19 protein-coding genes and 1 tRNA gene are annotated in these 17,901 nt (G+C 54.0%); 8 read left to right on the top strand and 12 right to left on the bottom strand.

Features of this window, described 5'->3' with window-relative positions; all coding sequences use genetic code 11:
* The first annotated feature begins 104 nt into the window (after window positions 1–104).
* On the top strand, window positions 105–641 hold the full coding sequence (locus ACZ5OO_RS06415; protein WP_013266348.1) for a signal peptidase I: 537 nt from the start codon (window positions 105–107) through the stop codon (window positions 639–641).
* Here ACZ5OO_RS06415 and ACZ5OO_RS06410 read toward each other — a convergent pair.
* The 4 genes from ACZ5OO_RS06410 to ACZ5OO_RS06395 form a co-directional block, all read right to left on the bottom strand.
* Window positions 638–2,677, bottom strand: a complete 2,040-nt coding sequence (locus ACZ5OO_RS06410; protein WP_013266347.1) for a DNA topoisomerase I — start codon at window positions 2,675–2,677, stop codon at window positions 638–640. The genes ACZ5OO_RS06415 and ACZ5OO_RS06410 overlap by 4 nt on opposite strands.
* Window positions 2,678–2,848: 171 nt before the next feature.
* Entirely contained in the window at window positions 2,849–3,205 is a 357-nt protein-coding gene (locus ACZ5OO_RS06405) for a DNA-directed RNA polymerase subunit F (RefSeq protein WP_013266346.1), read from the bottom strand.
* An 18-nt stretch (window positions 3,206–3,223) separates the two neighbouring features.
* Window positions 3,224–3,523, bottom strand: a complete 300-nt coding sequence (locus ACZ5OO_RS06400; RefSeq protein ID WP_013266345.1) for a 50S ribosomal protein L21e — start codon at window positions 3,521–3,523, stop codon at window positions 3,224–3,226.
* 217 nt (window positions 3,524–3,740) lie between these two features.
* A complete protein-coding gene (locus tag ACZ5OO_RS06395) occupies window positions 3,741–4,028 on the bottom strand; it encodes a DNA-directed RNA polymerase subunit K (RefSeq protein WP_013266343.1) in 288 nt (95 codons plus the stop codon).
* A 92-nt stretch (window positions 4,029–4,120) separates the two neighbouring features.
* Here ACZ5OO_RS06395 and ACZ5OO_RS06390 point away from each other — a divergent pair, with 92 nt between their 5' ends.
* Entirely contained in the window at window positions 4,121–4,507 is a 387-nt protein-coding gene (locus tag ACZ5OO_RS06390) for a hypothetical protein (RefSeq protein ID WP_013266342.1), read from the top strand.
* 53 nt (window positions 4,508–4,560) lie between these two features.
* Here the strand turns inward: ACZ5OO_RS06390 and ACZ5OO_RS06385 are convergent, their stop codons facing one another.
* A complete protein-coding gene (locus ACZ5OO_RS06385) occupies window positions 4,561–4,974 on the bottom strand; it encodes a hypothetical protein (protein ID WP_464078055.1) in 414 nt (137 codons plus the stop codon).
* A 115-nt stretch (window positions 4,975–5,089) separates the two neighbouring features.
* Here ACZ5OO_RS06385 and pyrH point away from each other — a divergent pair, with 115 nt between their 5' ends.
* Window positions 5,090–5,779: a UMP kinase gene (gene pyrH, locus ACZ5OO_RS06380; RefSeq protein WP_013266340.1), complete on the top strand. Its 690-nt coding sequence runs from the start codon at window positions 5,090–5,092 to the stop codon at window positions 5,777–5,779.
* Between the two features lie 71 nt (window positions 5,780–5,850).
* On the opposite strand, the gene ACZ5OO_RS06375 is transcribed toward pyrH, so the two are convergent.
* The 4 genes from ACZ5OO_RS06375 to ACZ5OO_RS06360 are packed head-to-tail and all read right to left on the bottom strand — an operon-like array spanning window position 5,851 to window position 9,996.
* Complete coding sequence (locus tag ACZ5OO_RS06375) at window positions 5,851–7,254, bottom strand: ATP synthase subunit B (protein WP_013266339.1); 1,404 nt, start codon at window positions 7,252–7,254, stop codon at window positions 5,851–5,853.
* Complete coding sequence (locus tag ACZ5OO_RS06370) at window positions 7,251–9,053, bottom strand: V-type ATP synthase subunit A (RefSeq protein ID WP_148217247.1); 1,803 nt, start codon at window positions 9,051–9,053, stop codon at window positions 7,251–7,253. Before ACZ5OO_RS06370 ends, ACZ5OO_RS06375 begins: the two co-directional genes overlap by 4 nt.
* A 5-nt stretch (window positions 9,054–9,058) precedes the next feature.
* Window positions 9,059–9,667 (bottom strand): V-type ATP synthase subunit E, encoded by a 609-nt coding sequence (locus ACZ5OO_RS06365; protein WP_048812739.1) that lies wholly within the window; start codon window positions 9,665–9,667, stop codon window positions 9,059–9,061.
* Entirely contained in the window at window positions 9,664–9,996 is a 333-nt protein-coding gene (locus ACZ5OO_RS06360) for a V-type ATP synthase subunit F (protein ID WP_464078054.1), read from the bottom strand. Before ACZ5OO_RS06360 ends, ACZ5OO_RS06365 begins: the two co-directional genes overlap by 4 nt.
* Before the next feature lie 143 nt (window positions 9,997–10,139).
* Between ACZ5OO_RS06360 and ACZ5OO_RS06355 the strand changes: the two genes are divergently transcribed.
* From ACZ5OO_RS06355 to ACZ5OO_RS06340, 4 genes are all read left to right on the top strand, one after another.
* Window positions 10,140–12,203 carry a V-type ATP synthase subunit I gene (locus ACZ5OO_RS06355; RefSeq protein WP_464078053.1) on the top strand — a complete coding sequence of 688 codons (2,064 nt, stop codon included), beginning with the start codon at window positions 10,140–10,142 and terminating at the stop codon, window positions 12,201–12,203.
* Between the two features lie 195 nt (window positions 12,204–12,398).
* Window positions 12,399–12,866 (top strand): PadR family transcriptional regulator, encoded by a 468-nt coding sequence (locus tag ACZ5OO_RS06350; RefSeq protein WP_464078052.1) that lies wholly within the window; start codon window positions 12,399–12,401, stop codon window positions 12,864–12,866.
* Window positions 12,867–12,931: 65 nt separating this feature from the next.
* The gene (locus ACZ5OO_RS06345; protein WP_013266333.1) at window positions 12,932–13,786 is read left to right on the top strand and encodes an SAM-dependent methyltransferase; all 855 of its coding nucleotides are present in this window, start codon (window positions 12,932–12,934) and stop codon (window positions 13,784–13,786) included.
* Window positions 13,787–13,852: 66 nt separating this feature from the next.
* Complete coding sequence (locus ACZ5OO_RS06340; protein WP_013266332.1) at window positions 13,853–14,911, top strand: site-2 protease family protein; 1,059 nt, start codon at window positions 13,853–13,855, stop codon at window positions 14,909–14,911.
* A gap of 16 nt (window positions 14,912–14,927) precedes the next feature.
* On the opposite strand, the gene ACZ5OO_RS06335 is transcribed toward ACZ5OO_RS06340, so the two are convergent.
* Window positions 14,928–15,005 (bottom strand) — tRNA-Val (locus ACZ5OO_RS06335).
* 132 nt (window positions 15,006–15,137) lie between these two features.
* Between ACZ5OO_RS06335 and ACZ5OO_RS06330 the strand changes: the two genes are divergently transcribed.
* The gene (locus tag ACZ5OO_RS06330; protein ID WP_464078051.1) at window positions 15,138–15,869 is read left to right on the top strand and encodes a TatD family hydrolase; all 732 of its coding nucleotides are present in this window, start codon (window positions 15,138–15,140) and stop codon (window positions 15,867–15,869) included.
* Here ACZ5OO_RS06330 and ACZ5OO_RS06325 read toward each other — a convergent pair.
* Together ACZ5OO_RS06325 and asnS are read right to left on the bottom strand one after the other, a co-directional pair.
* Window positions 15,809–16,588 carry a diphthine--ammonia ligase gene (locus ACZ5OO_RS06325; protein WP_464078050.1) on the bottom strand — a complete coding sequence of 260 codons (780 nt, stop codon included), beginning with the start codon at window positions 16,586–16,588 and terminating at the stop codon, window positions 15,809–15,811. The genes ACZ5OO_RS06330 and ACZ5OO_RS06325 overlap by 61 nt on opposite strands.
* Window positions 16,585–17,883 carry an asparagine--tRNA ligase gene (asnS, locus tag ACZ5OO_RS06320; protein ID WP_464078049.1) on the bottom strand — a complete coding sequence of 433 codons (1,299 nt, stop codon included), beginning with the start codon at window positions 17,881–17,883 and terminating at the stop codon, window positions 16,585–16,587. The genes ACZ5OO_RS06325 and asnS overlap by 4 nt, the downstream gene beginning before the upstream one ends.
* Between the last annotated feature and the right edge of the window lie 18 nt (window positions 17,884–17,901).

The following is a 17,901-nucleotide window of genomic DNA, read 5'->3' as shown; positions in this document are numbered from 1 at the left end:
CTCGCGAGGACCTTGCGCGCACGACACTACTGAAAAGCTAAGTGCTAGTTGCGTCACTAACAAACAATTTTAAGGGCTCTGAAGTAAGCTCCCTATGAGCTGTCATGTCCCAGAGCCCCAAGGCTAGACGAGAAGGCCTGGAAGCCGCTCCCTTAGGGCTTGTTGCCCTTATCGTAGTTATAGTAGCGTTAACGTCGCTTATAGCATACTGGCATGTGGCATATGGCCTTCAGGCCGTCGTAGTTGACGGCAGGAGCATGTTGCCAACCCTTCAGACCGGCGACGTAGTGTTCATAGAGAAAGTTAATCCTGTGGACATAAGGGTTGGTGACGTAGTGGTATACAAGTTTACAGGTAACTTTTACGGCATATATCTTAACGACGCGCTCATAATTCACAGGGTCATCTACAAGTACTATCATAATGGAATACTGTGCTTTGTCACCAAGGGCGACAACAACCCGTTCCCTGACCCGGGTTACCCGTCGATATGCGGCACTGTTGACATAAATGGCTATGAGGTCGGCGGGACTCCGTATTTTTATGTTAAGGGAGTGGTTATAGGCGGCCAGCACCCCCTGGTGATACCTTACATAGGCGGGCTCTCGCTCATGTTCCATCCCTCGTCGCAACAGCCCTAGGGCCTCTCCTTCCCTGATATCATTAGTGCGGCCACGTCCCTAACCCATTTGCCTGCCAACCTGTTGTTGGAAATTCTCCTGAGGGCCTCCTCCTTGCTAACTCCAAGCCTTCTGGCAACCTCATCTATGCTCTTCTCCAGGTTGCTCTTGGCCGCTAGATGCAGCTCACAGAGGCTCTGACCATCCGTCGGCCTTCCACATATGGCGCACCTGCTCCTGGGCCTGACTTTACCTATGAACTCAGCCAAGTAGGTGCCCATCACCTTTATGTTGTTACTGTTTAGCTGTCTCTCAACCAGCTCTGATATGTATTTCTTGGCTCTGCTCACCACCTCTTCTCTGCTTGCCTTCCCCATTGATATTTCATCAAGCATCCTCTCAAAGTCCCTTGTCAGTGAGACGCTCATCAACTCGGGCGCCACCTCGCTGAGCACCTTGTAAACCGCGTAGCCAAGGTTCGTTATCTCAGCGTGTGAACCCCTAGACGTTATGAAGCCCCTCTTATAGAGGGTCTCTATGATCCTAGCCCTGGTGCCCTTAGTGCCCAGGTCGTTGGCCTCCATCCATTCAAGCAAGGAGAGCCTGCTGAGCCTGAGCCCAGGACCGCTCCATGAAACCTTAACGGTTATCGACCTAACTAAAGGCCTGTCCCCTCTGTTAAGCGTGGGAAGCTGCGACTCATCGAATTTGTGGAATGGATAATACTTAAGCCAGCCCCTCTCAGCTACGTTCAGTCCCCGAGCCTCCCACCTCCTTGCCTTGACATCAGTGAGCACCGCCGACACCGTGCTGAGCGTGGCTGGCGGCGCAAAAGCAGCCATGAACCTCCTAACAATAAGGTCATACACGGTCTCATGAACTCTGTCAAGCCGCGTAGGCTGCTCACCGGTGGGATATATGGCCGGGTGCGCAGGGTCGTCAGCAGGTCCCTCCCGCGGCCTCAGAACCCCTCCTGTCTCCCTAAGCAGGTCCCCCACGAGCCCCCTGTACTTGGGCTGCCTGCCTATGCTGTCAAGTACTTCCCTGTAGTTAAGCGTGGGGGGCAGCTTCTCGCTGTTGGTCCTCGGGTAGCTTATCAGGGCAGCCAGGTAAAGGTCCTCTGCCACCTCCTGCGTCTTATATGGGGAGAGGCCATAGATCCTCGCGGCCTCCTTCTGCAGGTCCGTCAGGTTAAAGGGAGGCGGCGGCCTGACGCTCTCCGAGGCCCTGCTAAGTGATATCACCTCCATGTACATGCCCTCCTTTACTTCCTTAGCGACCTCCCTGGCCTCCTTCACCGTGCTAACGGACCAGCCCAGCGGGTATGCCGTGAACTCTACACCCTTGTGAAGCAGCCTTGCTGTCAGCGAGGGCTGAGGAATAGGCACGTGCGTGTTTATTTTGACCCACCTCCTTATAGCCTCCGCTAGAGTTGGGGTCTGCACGCGACCTGCGCTAAGGGAAAGCCTTTCCCCCGTCACTTCCCTATAAGATTTCATCAATAGCCTTGAGATGTTTATGCCCCAGAGCCAGTCAAGCTCCGCCCTAGCTATGCCTGCCATGGCGTTGTTAACGTCAAGCGGCTGAAGCCTCCTGAAGGCCTGCCTGAGCTCCGCTGCGGTCAGACTAGAGAACTTCATCCTCTTTGCCCTTGACTTGTCACCGAAGGCCTCTATTATCTTGTAGCCTATCGTGCTTCCCTCTATGTCATAGTCGCATGCATTTATGAAATACCTAGCCTTGGGCACAAGCCTGGAGAGGACCTCATAATAGGGCCTCAGGTACTTCGACCTCCTGTCAAAGCGCCAGAGAGGCTCCCACCTTATCATGGTAACTGGAAGGCCCTCAACGCCAGTTGACGGTCCAAACATGTGCCCTGCGCTTGAAACTACGACTATGTTAGTGCCGTTTACATTAAGTATGTAAATGGGAACCCTGCCTATGGCGCATCTGAACGGGCTCCCGAGCGCATGAGCAATTTTGTCAGCTGCCTTAGGCTTCTCAGCTATTATAACGTCATAGTACTGCGGTATGTTGCAGTCCCTGCTAGAGCGCAACCTCGCTACCCTACATTAAGTTAAGGGCTCAAGATGGGAAGAAAAGGAGATAAGGAGCCCTCTAAGGTAAGAGCGGCCGTTAATGGCTTCCACTTTATCCTTATATGGAGCCGTTAGGACTTGACCCAAGTCATAGCTGGGTAGACCTATGACTTATCTATAGGCCAACACTTACTTTGAGGGCGACTGAGTGCACACCTTGGAGAGCGTTTCCTTAACCTTAGCTAAGAGCTCCTCTTTTATTTCAAGACCTTCCTTAGAGCTAAGTATTGCATTTATATAGCCGTCCTCGTTGGGGCACATATTGACAAGCTGCACAGCGAGGTACTCATCTAGGCCCTCCTTGACCAATGAGTCTACCGCCTCCCTGGCCGCTGCTGGGTCTGTAGTTCCAAACAGCTTGAGGTACTGCCACGTCCTATCCTGTGTCGGGTTTAGAGCACCGCCGCTTTCGGCGATCCTATCTTCAAGGATCTTGCGCGCTTCAGCGTAAGTCAGGTACCTCCTGCTCTCTATCCTCCTTAACATGGTTAAGGGGCACCTCCCTCAGGCCTTAAGGGGCCTGAGGTGAGCAGCGTATGTTATTATAGTCTTCACGCTGTCGCCCACAGGAACAGAGACCACGTAGGCCCTACCTCTGACGCCGACTATAGTACCTGTAAGCCCGTGGTAGCGCCTATGGGGCATGCCTTTGTGGAACGACGGATCTATCTTTATGGCTACCTTGTCGCCTACTTTATATGGATAAAACATAACGCTGGCCCTTGGTATTGCGCCCTTCTCACGCACGTCCTTGGTTAAGAGCTTCCTTGTCCTGTGCCTGTAGCCCTTAGGCGCCTTGACCATGCTGTGCCACCAAACCTTCTTTTACCTGCCTTTAACTATTTAAAAGCGTTGCTGCCCGTTTACTGTATTTGCTCTATGTCGACAAGTTCGATAGCTTGACTCTATGACTTAGCGGAAACCCTGTAGTTGACGGCCTCAGGGCGCAGCATAAATGAAGGCAGCTGTTCCATGTACCTGCCTGCGCTTAAGGAGCTTTCCGCTCGCTTTAGGTCTGAGACTATTGATCCTGCAGTAGGAGCTTAACAGGTATTATCTGAACAGCTCCCGAGGGCGTGTATCTCACGATAGATATCGGAAGAAGTCCATGGTCCAGCTCGTAGGCCGCTATTTCCACTGAGTCCCTCCTTACGTTAATCTTATCAACATCCACCAGGGGTAGAGCGCCGCTGTCAAGTTGAAGGGCCCTTAGCCCTATGATCTTAGCCCTCTCGTACTTTGTAAGGTAAGGAGGCCCAATGACTATCTCCTCCTTACTAGTCGGGTGCAGCTTGACTTGCTCAGGCATCAGAGGCACCTGCTCTTTCTAACATTTGTTATGTTGTTTTAAATTTTTAACTCACGCTTCAGCACTTAACCAAATCGCTGAGGAGGGGCCCCGTGAGCGAGGACCAGGAGGAGTCTAAGGAAACCGAAGAGGTCACCACTGAGGAGAGCAGCGAGGCTGAGAGTGAGAAGACCAGTGAGGAGGCAGAGACCTTAGAGTACAAGGTCAGCAGCCCAGAGCTTCTACAAATAATGCTTGATGCATTTGACATACTGGAGGAGGCGGAGGAGGGCAAGATAACCGTAGACGAAGCTAAGGCCCTTTACCTTGAGAAGGTCGAGGACGCCCTCAAGAAGGTCGGCGAGAGCGTAAAGAAGAGGCGGAGGAGGGGTTCAAGGTCCAAGTCGATCGCTAAGAAATCCTCAACGCGGAAGAGGAGAAAGGGTTCAAAGAGCAGGGGAGAGAGTGAGTCGCAAAAGGAGCCGGGAGCCAGCTCCTGAGGCCTTTAAAGTTCGGGCGGAAGGACCCCCTTTTTCTTTCGTATCTACCGGCACTACTTGGCCTTGAGGAACTGCATTAGGTCAAACCTCTTGACCTCTACATCAAAGCCCAGCGACCTCAGCGAGTCAATTATGACGCTCTCATTGATCCTCCTGTCAAACGTAACGACTACTTCTTTAGAGGACCCCTCCTTTATTAGCTTCAGGCTGTCCACAACGACAGCGCCCTTTATCATGTCGCTTATGTCCTTATCTGGCACCACGTAGTCCTTGAACTTCTTCTGTTGAAACTCGTAAAACTCGTCGAAGTTCCTCACTATCCTGAGAGACTCCATAACGTCCTTAGACTCTATGTTCAGCCTCTTGCTGACGTCCACTATGAGCTTCTCAGCGACGTCTAAGGGCACCTTCACGCTCTTGTACTTGCCCATGTCAACCTCGAGGGTCACAGACGCCAACTTAGGCACCAAGGTAGCGGGGGACGCGTGAGCTTTTAGCCTTGATGTAACCGCAGAATTCTGCCGATGATGTAGGTTAAAAGCGGTGAGAGGTGAACGGGGCTAGGCGGCTGAGGCTGATAACATGAGTGAGCGGAAGGTAGCTGTAGTGAAGCTCAGCGGATCTTTAGTAAGCCCTCCCTCGCCCCTATATCTAAGGCGCCTCAGGGATTCTGTTGAGCGGGCCAGGAGCTCTGGGTGGAGGTTAGGCATAGTGGTGGGCGGAGGGGCCACGGCCAGATCCTATATAACAGCGCTTAGGGAACTTGGCGTTCCTGAGTCCATACTTGACGAGGTAGGCATAGAGTCTGCCGTCCTGAATGCAATGGCCGTCGCCTCAGCGCTTTACCCATACTCGCCCATAGAGATACCAAGGAACGTCAGGGAGGCTCTCACTGTGTTCGAGGAGGGCCTCATACCTGTCCTCGGGGGCCTTCAGCCAGGCCACAGCACTAACGCGGTCGCGGCGGTCCTAGCTGAAACCATAGGCGCGGACCTGCTGCTAAATCTGCTTAACGGCGTGGCAGGGGTCTACGCCGGCGGCGCCCCAGGGGAGCCTGGGGCAAGGTTGCTGAGGGCTGCCACATACGATGAGCTTGAGAACATCGTAAGAGACAAAAGGAGCCTGGCCGGCACCTATGAGCTCTTTGACTCTGTAGCCGTGAGCGTTGTCAGGAGAAGTCACATAAAGGTGAGGTTCGTGGATGGGAGGGACCCAGAGGTTATACAAAGGATCCTACTAAACCAGGAGGACCTGGGCACGCTGGTCGGCTGAAGTTAGTGTCAAATAATAAAGCTAGTAAAATAATGGGCTATATGCTAGGGTACGTAGAACTTTTTATCTGTTTAAGAGGCCCCCTGCGACCTGTACTTGGGGTGGTACTTCTTTATCATCTCTTCCCTAATGTTAGTCAGCTCATCCTCTGGCAGCTCAGCCAGTATCTCCCACGCTATGTCTAAAGTCTGCTCTATTGAGCGGTTCTCCCTAAGGCCCTGAGACAGGAACTTCTTCTCGAAGAGGTCGGCGAACCTCAGGAACTTCCTCTCCGTCTCGCTGAGGCTCTCCTCGCCTATCACGGCCGCCAGGCTCCTGAGCTCCACTCCCCTGCTGTAGGCGGCGTAGAGCTGATCGCTGACCTGGGCGTGGTCCTCCCTCGTCTTGCCGGCGCCTATGCCCTCCTTCATCAGCCTCGAGAGGCTCATGAGCACGTTGATCGGCGGGTATATGCCTCTGTTGTAGAGGTCCCTGCTCAGAACTATCTGACCCTCAGTTATGTAGCCGGTTAGGTCAGGTATGGGGTGCGTGATGTCGTCATTAGGCATGGTAAGTATGGGCATCTGAGTTATACTTCCCTTCCTGCCGTGAACCCTGCCTGCCCTCTCGTAGATGCTGGCCAGGTCGCTGTACATGTAGCCGGGGTAGCCCTGCCTGCCCGGCACCTCCTCCCTTGCCGCGCTGATCTCCCTAAGGGCCTCCGCGTAGTTAGTCATGTCAGTCAGTATCACCAGGACGTGCATGTCGTTTTCATAGGCTAAGTACTCAGCGAGCGTCAGCGCGGCCCTCGGCGTCACTAGCCTCAGCATCGCTGGCTCGTCAGCCAAGTTGACGAACATTGCCACCCTCTTCATAGCGCCAGTCTCTTCGAAGAACTTCCTGAAGAACATGTAGTCGTCGTACTTTATGCCTATGGCGGCGAAGACCACGCTGAACTCCTCTTCCTCGCCCCTTACCGTGGCCTGCCTGGCTATCTGCGCTGCAAGCTCGTTGTGGGGCAGGCCAGTGCCGCTGAATATAGGAAGCTTCTGACCCCTCACAAGCGTGTTCATGCCGTCTATGGCGCTTACGCCCGTCTGGATGAAGTCCTCGGGGTAGGCCCTGACCGCCGGGTTTATAGGCGAACCATTAATGTCATACTTCTCCTCAGCTATTATGTCTGGGCCTCCGTCTATGGGCTTCCCAAGCGCGTCGAAGGTCCTGCCAAGCATGTCGGCCGACACGGGCATCTCAAGGGTTCTGCCCAGGAACCTGACCCTGGCCCCCGTGGTTGAGATGCCGGTCGTTCCCTCGAAGACCTGAACCACAGCTGTGTTGCCAGCTACTTCAAGCACCCTGCCCCTGCGCCTCTCGCCGCTGCTGAGCTCAACTTCAACTATCTCATCAAAGGCTACCCTGCTGACGCCCTCCACTATGAGCAGGGGACCCCTGATCTCGGAGATCTTACTATACTCTCTGGCCCCCAGGACGCTCATGCCTGGCCACCTCCAATGTTATTTATAATGTTAACTATGTCCCGCGTCATCTTGTCTATTTCATCTATCTTATCATTTGGTATCGTGAACCTGGCCCTCATCATGTAGCTGTACATCCTGCCAAGCGAGTCCTTTATCTTATTCACGGGCACGTTCCTCCTCACTGCGTCGCTGGCAGCCCTGTAGAACTCAACGAACATCCGCATCAGCGCCATCTGTTTTTGCACCGTCGTGAACGTGTCTATGGGGTCAAAGGCGTTCTGCTTCAGCAGGCCCTCCTTTATGAGCCTGGCGGTTTCAAGTATTAGCTTGTCCTGCTCGCTGAGGCCCTCAGTTCCGATGAGCCTAACTATCTCCCTGAGCTCGTTTTCCCTTATCAGTATGTTCATCACCTCCTGCCTGTACTCGCTCCAGCGCGGATCCACGTTCTTGTGCCACCACTCGGCAACTGTGTCAGAGTACGCGCTGTAGCTCGTTATCCAGTTGATCGCCGGGTAGTGCCTGCTGTAGGCCAGGGCCGTGTCAAGGGCCCAGAACACCTTGGTGAACCTCCTGGTGTGCGTTGTAACCGGCTCCGTGAAGTCGCCGCCCGGCGGGCTGACAGCGCCTATGACTGTGACGCTGCCAAACCTGCTGGGTTCTCCCAGGGTTCTGACCCTTCCTGCCCTCTCGTAGAATTCTGCCAGCCTTGAGGCGAGGTAGCTCGGGTAGCCCTCCTCTGCCGGCATCTCCTCTAGCCTTCCGGCCATCTCCCTCAGGGCCTCGGCCCACCTGCTGGTGGAGTCGGCTACGAGGAGCACGTCATATCCCATGTCACGGTAGTACTCGCCCATTGTTATACCCACGTAAATGCTTGCCTCCCTGGCCGCCACGGGCATGTTGCTCGTGTTAGCCACCAGGATGCTCCTCTCCATGAGCGGCCTGCCGGTCCATGGGTCCTTGTATGTTGGGAACTTGTCAAGGACCTCGGTCATCTCGTTGCCCCTCTCGCCGCACCCTATATATATTATGACGTTAGCTGATGACCACTGCGCTAGGTTATGCAGAGTCACTGTCTTCCCAGTGCCGAAGCCGCCAGGTATCATGCCGGTGCCTCCCTTAGCCATGGGGAACAGGAGGTCTATGATCCTCATCCCAGTTATGAGGGGCTCCGTCGGCTCGAGCTTCTGCACGTAGGGCCTTGGCTGTCTCACTGGCCACCTCTGGTATAGGTACAGCTGCTTTATCTCGCCACCACCAACGTCAATCTCAGCTATGGGGTCTACTATTGTGTAGTCGCCCTCGCCAGCTATCCACTTCACCGTCCCCTCAACGTTAGGAGGTACCAGTATCTTGTGCTGGATTATCTGCGTCTCCTCCACTACGCCTATTATGTCGCCTGGGCCAACCTTGTCGCCAGGCTTAACTCTATCTGATGGTGTGAAGTGCCACTTCTTGTCCCTTGGTATTGGGGGTACGGTGACCCCCCTCTCGACGAATATGCTCCTCGCGGGGTTAGTCCTAGCTATTGTCGCTACTATGCTCGGAAGCGGCCTCTGGACGCCGTCGAATATGCTGCCAATAAGTCCAGGACCCAGGTCTACGCTCAGCGGGGCCCCAGTTCCCTCCACGGGCTCGCCGGGCCTGAGGCCGCTAGTTGACTCATAGACCTGTATATAGGCCATGTCGCCCCTAATCCTCGTGACCTCACCTATGAGGCCCTCCTCGCCAACCCTGACCACCTCAAACATCTGAGCCCCTGTCATGCCCTCAGCTATAACTAGCGGCCCTGATATCCTGTATATCCTTCCCCTTACCACCATTGTCACTCACTTCCGAATAATGCCCTTGAGGCCAGCCCCCTCAAAGACGAGAAGTTCTCCTTTATAAACTGATCAATAGAGTAGTCCACCCTTAAACTGCCATCCTTGGAGATAGCTATAAGGCCGCCCGTTATGTCCGCTGTTTTCTCAGAAAGCTCAAGGGTAGGGTAAGCCTTTATCATGTCAGAGACCAGCTTCCTGTCATCATTGTTAACCTGTATGATAAAGCCGCCATATTCCTTGGACTCCTCGGCAAGCTCCTCTATTACAGACTTTATGTACCTGGTGTACCACTCGCCCCTGTCTGACCTCAGCCTTGATATGGCTTCATTTATTACCTCGCTTATCGCCCTGTCCTTTATCTCGTCCTCCTTAAGCTTAACTTGAAGGTCTGCGGCAGCCATGTCGCTCCTGAGCCTCTCTTTAAGCTCCGTGGCCTTAGCCTCTATGGAGTTCCTGAGCCTCCTCTCAGCATCGCTATAGGCGCTTAAGAGCAGCTTCTCCGCGGCGCCTTCCGCCTCGCTTAGCATTGAGTTGAAGCTAGCTAACTTCTTTTTGACGATGTCAGTCGCCACCTTGTCTGGGTTCCCGCTCATGCTCACTTTGCTCACCCTAAACCAAGGGCTTCAGCCAGCAGCTTTTCTATATTAATAGGCTCTGACTTGGCCCACTTAGTTGGAAGCACAAGTAGAGTTGCGTCGTACTGCCGCGCCACTTTCCTTAAAGAATCCTCGTCAGATACCAAGTGTTTAAGCACTATGATAAGTCTTGTGCCCTTTGAGGCTGCCTGCCTGACCGCCTCCTCGGCGCTTCGCTGGTCGTTAGCTTCAACCACATCCATACCTATCATCCTGAAAAGAGGTAATGTCTCCTTATCGCCAACTACTACAACGTTTGACTCCTCGCCCGCCGACATCAACAATGGGCCCTTGGTTCTCATCAAGACGAGCTAGTTTTAAAGCTTTTGATGTATTCATTTTTTATTTTATTTTAATTCACGATTTGCAGCCCTTGAGGGTACGTAGTAGTCTCTCCCTGTGAAGTTTAAAATGCCCTTCAGCACAGAGGGCTCCTGAGAAAGCTATGATAATTGCGAACAGGCTTGAAGAAGTGCTCATAGCAATACCTAACGAGCAGTACGACCGCGCAGTGGCAGCCTTAGCCTCCTTAGGGATATTTCACGTAGAGGAGCCCTCAGGGGACCTCTCAAGGTACGTCAACCGCAGCTACAGGCGCCTGATGACAGAGTCCACGGAGCTCAAGTCAAGGCTTGAGGGGTTCTTTAAGACCGCTGGGCTTGCGCCGTCAAGCAACATCAACGTAACTATAAAGGTCAGCAGCTGGGAGGAGACCTTTAATAGCGTAGTTAAGGTCCACGTAAACCTCGAGAAGGACCTAGAGAAGCTCTCAGCAAGGGCCACGGAGCTCACCGCCCGCATAGCCGAGCTCCAGAACATAGCCTTGGCCCTTGAGCCGTTCAAGGGACTGTCCTCCGACGTTAGGTCTGCCGGGGAAGGGGGCAACATAAAGGCCTCAGTCGGCATAGTAAGCGCCGCGCAGCTGGACAACGCCATGAGTGTAGCCAGCAGGAGAGGGCTGCTTTATGCCATCGAGCTAATAGGCAAGGATACAGCGATATTTGCCGTGGCAGGCGAGCCCGGCCAGGTCAGGGACGCGACGGCCGAGCTCACGAGGTCCCTTGGCTGGAGGCAGCTAGTCCTGCCACCTGAGCTTCCCGGATCGCCCTCCCAAGCGGCCTCCCAGGTGAGCGACGAGCTCTCCAAGCTGAGCTCTGAACTGGAGGACATAAAGAGCGATATAAAAAAGAGGCTGCCAGAGCTTGAGGAGTACTACGCCGAAGTTTCGGCGCTATCCGAAGTCTTCAAGATACTGAGCTACTCTGCCAAAACCGAGACGATTACCTTTATCCACGGCTTTGTGGACACCAAGGATTCTAAAAGGCTCAGGGAGTCGCTCGACGCGTGCTGCAACGGCTCTTACATGGTCCTAAGCCTTGGATTTAAGAGGGGCGAGAGCTACGTTCCCTCAAAGGTTGAGCTTCCAGGCTACTTCAGGTGGTTCCAGAGCATAGTTGACATGTATGGGACCCCCTCAAATAATGAAATTGTGCCGACCCTCTTCCTTGCGATTACAATGCCCATAATATTTGGACTCATGTTCCCTGACATAGGTCACGGCCTCCTGGTGCTCCTCTTTGCGGCGCTTTACATACTCCCAAGGGACAGGAACCTCGGCAAGGTGGTTGTCGTGCTAGGGGCCGCCGGCATGGTAGCTGGCTTCTTCGCCGGCGAATTCTTCGGCCCCATCCCGGCCCACTTCGTTGGGCTGGACTCGCTCTGGAGATCGCTGGGATTCAAGGTGCCGCCGCTTGAATCGCCCGTAGCCGAGGCCTACGAACACCCGAGCAGTAACTACACTATGCTGCTCTTTGATGAGATCTTAGACCTGTCATTCTGGATAGGCGGCTTTATGCTAGTGTTTGGCAACGCCCTCGGAGTTGCTGACGACCTGATAAGCCACGATTATGAGGACCTGGTCGCCAGGAGGGCCCCACTGCTCCTGCTCTTCCTTGCAGCAGACCTGCCGTTCCTAGCGTACTTCAATGCCTACAGGGCAGGCTACGTAATAGAGCTTGCCGTGTTCGGCCTGGGCCGCGGGGGCCCCATGGAGGCCTTTGTCTTTTACGGCGGCATAGCCTCCGTAATATGGCTTGTGCTGGGGGATGGCCTGTATAAAGCTTCTGTGGGCGAGGGCTTTAGGCTTGACCCATACGAGAGCTTCCTAGGGGTCTTTGAGGGACTGATAATGGCCCTTGGCAACACTATAAGCTTCCTGAGGATCATGGGCCTCAGCCTGGCCCACGCGGGACTCATGGTAGGCTTCACGGTGCTTACATACGTGGTCCTCACAGCACACCCAACGCCTTACACAATAACCGCCGCAGCGGTGATATACATAATTGGCAACCTGCTGACAGCAGGACTTGAGGGCATAGTGGCTTTCGCTCATGACCTGAGGCTTCACTTCTACGAGTGGTTCAACAAGTTCTACAGAGGCCTTGGAGTGCCGTTCAACCCAATAAGGGTGCCTGGAGTTACCTTTGTAATCCTTCCCACCTCCAGCTAAAACGAGGCGCTGTGAGGAGAGCTGGTATTACCGAGAAGATGTGAGGAGTGACGCCAGGGCTGAGCGCCCGAAAGTTAAGGCAATCTTTAGATAGTAAAAGATATATATGCTAGTTATACTTACAGATTTAGATGGGACAGCTGCAAGAAGACGGGATCCTGCATGACTGAAGCCGAAGAGGAAACTAAAGGCGCAGTGAGGTATAGGGACACGCTAATATGGTTCATGTTGTTCATACTTTCAGAGAAGCCCATGCATGGCTATGAGATAATAAAGAGAATTAGAGAGCTTACCATGAATCAGTGGAAACCCGCTGCGGGCTCCATATACCCGCTCCTGAGCTACATGAAGGATCTCGGACTTGTTGACATAGCTAACATTGAGGAGAACAAGGTCAGAGGTGGCAAGAAGATAACCTATACCCTGACTGATAAGGGGTGGGAAGAGTTCAGAGAGCTGCTGCTAAAGAAGAGCGACCTCTACATGAACTTCCTCAGCTTTATAGTCAAGAACTCGATAAGACGCTTGAGGGAACATGGATATAACGAGGACGCAAGCCTTCTGTGTAATCGTGTCAGTAATTGGACCAAGGAACTCATTGAGAGCGCTCAGTCCGAATGCGGCGATCTTAAAGCCGCCAATCAGCCCAACAAAGCACAGTGAGGCTTTCCATACCCTTGAGAAGCTTTTAAGTAGTATTCGCAATTCTCAAGATATTAGGAGTCCCTATGCTAATCCTTGTAGGCAGCGGTCTAAGGGAGTCCCAGCTGACACGTGAGGCCGAGGAGGCCATCAAAGGCGCCGATATTGTTATAGTAGAGACTTACACTATGCCTTCAAGTAAATGGCTTCCCACTGCAGTCAGAAAACTTAACAGTAACGTGAGAGAGGCTTCAAGGTCTGAGCTAGAGGAACTATCATCAAATATTGTAGAGCTGGCCTTTAAGCTCAAGGTCGTTCTCGTAGTTCCTGGGGATCCCCTAATAGCGACCACCCATAGCTCGCTAGTGGTGGAAGGCCTGAAGAGAGGGGTCGAGGTCAAAGTTGTAAGCGGCATCTCTGGCCCCTGCTCCGTTGAGTCCCTCCTTGGCCTTCATTTCTACAAGTTCGGCAGAACTGTAACGGTACCGGGTCCCTGGAGGGGTGTGGGCGCGGAGGAGGCAGCGCTGGGACTGCTAGGTAACTTATGTCATGACCTTCACACCCTGCTACTCCTTGACGTGTCCCCTGAAGGCCTAAGCCTAAGCCCCTCCAGGGCCGTCAAGGAGCTGAAGGAATCGCTTAGGAGGCTGATAGGAACCAAGCTGGATGAGCTGATGAACATGATGGTACTTTTGGTCTCCGTAGGCGAAAATACTATAGTAAAACACTTCACTCTTGGCAACGCGGACTCCATCCCCGACGTTGATGTTGGAAGCCTTGTGGTGCCGTCTAGGCTACATGTGAGCGAGAGGGAGTTCCTGCGGTATGCCTACTCGGTTCCTGAGGACATCATGATGTCGCACAATAAACTTTTACAGGGCTTTGACGCGTGTAGTGCGTACAGCGAGGCGCTCAGGGTCATGTATTCTAGCAGCGCCTGAGGCGGTGTCATGAAGTAGGTTTAATTAAATCCGGAGACTCCCTGTACCCTGGGGAACTTGGAAAGGATGGACTACCAACACGACCCTGCGTACCAGGTCGCGATAAAGTACATGGACTTAACAGAGCGCGCAGAGCTTGAAGGAGGGGCCGTTAAGTATAAGGTTATAGGAGTTAAGGGGGATCTGACTCACTCCTTCAAGTCACTCTACAAGGAGCTTGTCAGGATAGGCCTGGCGCCGGCCCTTAGGAAGGAGAGCGACGGCTCGCTTACGTTGATAGTGACCAAGTACAGCAGGGGCTCTAACCTGGCATTACTAATAGGCCTCGCGGCTTTCACGATAGTGACTGTCTACGTGTCAGGGATGGCCCTGACAGGACTGCCAGGCGGAGGCGGCTTAACCCCACTGCTTTACATGGTAGGGCTGCTGGGCCCCCTCCTAATACACGAGGCGGGCCACTGGGCCTTCATGAGAAGGTTCGACGTGCCAAGAAGTCCGCCCTACCTAATACCCGCGCCGCCGCTTCAGCTCGGCTTCCTTGGTACGTTAGGAGCCGTGATAAACATGAAGTGGATACCCGCCACCGCTGATGAGCTGGCCCTCATAGGGGTGGCCGGCCCCTTGGCTGGTTTCCTTGCGGCGATACCGGTAGCTCTGCTGGGCCTTCACATGTCTGCCCTGGTGCCGGCCGCCGCGGTACCTCCAAGCTCTTCCCTGCCTGCGGTACCTGTAATCATGGACCTCCTTCTGGCGTTCATACACACGCCATCCGGTTATGTAGTGGAGATGTCCCCTCTGTCCTTCGCCGCCTATATAGTGTTCTTTGTGACGTTCCTTAACTTAATCCCTGTTGGCCAGCTTGACGGAGGCCATGTGCTGAGGGCGGCGCTGGGCGAGAGAGGCCACATGTTGATCTCGCTTGTGTTTGTAGTAACACTGTTAATCGCTGGCCTCTACCTGCCCACCTTGGGCCTCTTTGGGATAATAGCGTTATTCCTGCTGCTTCTCACCAGGGGCAGGCACCCTGGGCCCGCAATAGAGACCTCCAGGCTTTCATGGCCTGGCATTGTTGCCATAATAATATATGGCATACTGTTGGCGCTAACTCTTCCGATACCTGCATAGCGCAGGCCCATTAAATTGGTGGGCCCGGCCGGACTTGAACCGGCGACCTCCGCCGTGTAAGGGCGGCGTCCTATCCAGTCTAGACGACGGGCCCACGACCTCGGCTCCTTGCCGGGCCCTGTAGAAACCTCTGTGGCCTCCCTTAAAGGCCTTTTAGCTGTCGGAGCCGTTGAAAGTAAACTAAAGGCCTTTAAGTATAGCCCCACAGAGAGGTCGGGTGACGCCCTTGTATTATGACATGCACTGTCACCTTAGTGAGTTCACTGATAAGGAAGTAGAGGATCTGTTCGAGACGATTAAAGACTTAAAGGTAGTAGCCGTGTCCGAGGACCTAAAGTCGTTCAACAGGGTACTTGAGCTCTCCGAGAGGTTCCCCAACGTGGTGCCCTGCGCAGGCTTTCACCCGTGGTCACTTAAGGACCACGACATATCCGAGGCCTGGGACCTGTTAAGACTTGCTACCAGGCACGGAATAAGGTGCCTTGGAGAGGTAGGCCTTGACAGGCACTTTATGCCTATAGACACCATGCAGTCCCAGGTAAAGGTCTTCAGAGCTTATGCCGAGGCGGCCAAGGAGCTTGGTGCGCTGCTCAACGTGCATTCGCCCGATGCATGGCGCGACGCGCTCTCAATAGCTGTCGAGGTCGGCGTACCTAAGGTTATGTTCCACTGGTACAGCGGCCCGCTCAACCTGATACCAGAAATAACCGGCAGAGGCTACTTCGTTTCGATAAACGTTGCCCTGAAGGTTCAGCCTAAGCTTAAGGATGTGGCTAAGGCCACTCCCATAGATTTCATGGTATTTGAGAGCGACGGCCCGTATAATTACCATGGACTTAGGCTCACGCCGCTTATGATCCCTGACCTGGCCAAAGAGGTGGCCAACCTAAAGTCTGTTCAGCTTGAGGAGCTTCTAAAGGCTGTTGAGGCTAACTCGTCACGCCTTCTGAATACGTGATATACCTCTGAATCCACAGATATGGCCACGTCATCACATAGCTGAGCGGAAGAAACGCTTAGAACGTACTGGTACTCCGCTATTTTCTCCCTGGAAGCCCTCAGACATATGCCCTTCTTAAAGTGAGGCGCCATAACTACAAACGTCTCGGCCTCGCCCCCTTCGAAGGCTGGATGGAAGCCATACCTCCTTGAGAGCCTTAATATCTCCTCCACCTGAGAGAGCTCCTGGACCGGCACGCCGAGCATCCTCATATCAAGGCCTTCGGTGGTTATCTGACTTATAACAAAGACCACGCCCTTTCTCACGAGCTCCTTCATGTACTCCTCTGGATCCATGCCCCACTGGGGGTCGTAAACCTTCACTCCTAGGTCCTCCGCTATTGCTCTAAACCTCTCATACTGGTACCTGCTCGCTATGCCCCCAACTGTTATGGTGTCAAAGCCATACATTGCCTTAAGTTTCCTGAGCCCCTCCCTGAGCTCTGAGACCTCGCTCTCCTTAACGCCGCTCACGCCTATGGTATGATACCTGTCGCCGAACCCCATCGCCTCAGCCTGAAGCTTTACAAATTCAACCAGGGGCCTGTGGAACATCCAGCTGTCCTCCCTGGCTGGAGCTGCGGAAGCTATGCAGCTTACCTCGGCGCCCTCCCTTAAAGCCATGTAAAATGCATAGTTGCTGTCCTTGCCCCCAGAGAGGAGGCCACAGACCTTCATGGGTATATCCTCTCGCGAAGCCTCGGGAACGGTATGGAGTCCCTTATGTGATCGAGGCCCGCTATCCACATCACCAGCCTGTCCACGCCTAGGCCAAAGCCGCTGTGTGGCACCGAACCGTACCTCCTCAGGTCGAGGTACCATTGATAGTCGTCAGGGTTTAGGTTACTCTCCTTTATCCTCTGCAGCAGGACGTCGTATCTGTCCTCCCTCTGGCTTCCACCAACTACCTCCCCATAGCCTTCAGGGGCCTCGAGGTCAAAGCCTAACACAACCTCTGGCCTCTTATCACAGGTCTTCATGTAGAAGCTCTTGAGGTGCTTTGGAAACATGGTGAGGAAGAAGGGCACGCTAAGGTCCTGCGTCAGCGCCTTCTCCTCGTCGGCGCCTATGTCATCGCCCCACTTTATTTTGAAGCCCCTCTTCTGCAGCCTCTCTATGGCCTCGTCGTAGGTTACCTCCTCGAATGACGACTTCAGAGTCTCCTCGAGCGGCTCCTGGTTCCTCCTGAGGAACTGCAGCTCCTCCTGCCTCTTATCCAGGACAGCCTTAACGGCGCTCTTTACTAGGCCCTCGACGAACTTCATCATGTCGTGCATGTCCATCCATGCAGCCTCGCCCTCCAGGTGCCAGTACTCGTAGAGGTGCCTCCTGGTCCTGCTCCTCTCGGCCCTAAAGCTTGGCGTGAGCGACCACACCCTCTCAAGGCTGAATATCATGACTTCTAGGTAGAACTGCGCGCTCTGGCTCAAGTAGGCCTTCCTGCCGAAGAAGTCCACTGGGAAAAGCGTGGCTCCGCCCTCCACCGCGCTCTGGGTCAATATGGGGGGACTGACCTCCCACCAGCCGTTTGAAATGAAGTAGTTCCTCAGGGCTTCAAGGACCGTCGCGCGTATCCTCATAATCTGGGTTAGCCTCCTTGACCTGAGCCACAGGTGCCTTATGTCAAGGAGGTAGTCTACGCTCTCCCCTCCCTTTATGGGGAAGTCGTCAGCTAGGCCCACTATGTTCAGCCTCTCCACGTTCACCTCCTTGCCTCCAGGGGCCCTTTGGTCGCTCCTAACAACTCCCTCCACCTCCACGGAGGACTCTATGGTCACCTTCTCCGCCACCTTTGAGAGCTCCTCGTTGCTCCTATCAACCACGCACTGAACTATGCCCTCTGAGTCCCTGACCACAATGAATATCTTCGAGGAAAGGTCCCTCTTGCGATACACCCACCCCCTTAACTTAACCCTGCTGCCTTCGCTGCTTGCAACCACTTCCCTGCTGCTCATAAAGCTCACAGACATCATGTGCCCCTGCAGAGGATG

Source organism: Acidilobus aceticus (genome assembly GCF_055392325.1).
This window is presented reverse-complemented; position numbering and strand designations above follow the sequence as displayed.

Excerpts from the sequence above, each read along its gene's own strand:
- ACZ5OO_RS06415 (WP_013266348.1), top strand. The coding sequence starts at position 105 with ATGTCCCAGAGCCCCAAGGCTAGACGAGAAGGCCTGGAAGCCGCTCCC.
- ACZ5OO_RS06405 (WP_013266346.1), bottom strand. The coding sequence starts at position 3,205 with ATGTTAAGGAGGATAGAGAGCAGGAGGTACCTGACTTACGCTGAAGCG.
- ACZ5OO_RS06400 (WP_013266345.1), bottom strand. The coding sequence starts at position 3,523 with ATGGTCAAGGCGCCTAAGGGCTACAGGCACAGGACAAGGAAGCTCTTA.
- ACZ5OO_RS06395 (WP_013266343.1), bottom strand. The coding sequence starts at position 4,028 with ATGCCTGAGCAAGTCAAGCTGCACCCGACTAGTAAGGAGGAGATAGTC.
- pyrH (WP_013266340.1), top strand. The coding sequence starts at position 5,090 with ATGAGTGAGCGGAAGGTAGCTGTAGTGAAGCTCAGCGGATCTTTAGTA.
- ACZ5OO_RS06375 (WP_013266339.1), bottom strand. The coding sequence starts at position 7,254 with ATGAGCGTCCTGGGGGCCAGAGAGTATAGTAAGATCTCCGAGATCAGG.
- ACZ5OO_RS06360 (WP_464078054.1), bottom strand. The coding sequence starts at position 9,996 with ATGAGAACCAAGGGCCCATTGTTGATGTCGGCGGGCGAGGAGTCAAAC.
- ACZ5OO_RS06355 (WP_464078053.1), top strand. The coding sequence starts at position 10,140 with ATGATAATTGCGAACAGGCTTGAAGAAGTGCTCATAGCAATACCTAAC.
- ACZ5OO_RS06345 (WP_013266333.1), top strand. The coding sequence starts at position 12,932 with ATGCTAATCCTTGTAGGCAGCGGTCTAAGGGAGTCCCAGCTGACACGT.
- ACZ5OO_RS06340 (WP_013266332.1), top strand. The coding sequence starts at position 13,853 with ATGGACTACCAACACGACCCTGCGTACCAGGTCGCGATAAAGTACATG.
- ACZ5OO_RS06325 (WP_464078050.1), bottom strand. The coding sequence starts at position 16,588 with ATGAAGGTCTGTGGCCTCCTCTCTGGGGGCAAGGACAGCAACTATGCA.
- asnS (WP_464078049.1), bottom strand. The coding sequence starts at position 17,883 with ATGATGTCTGTGAGCTTTATGAGCAGCAGGGAAGTGGTTGCAAGCAGC.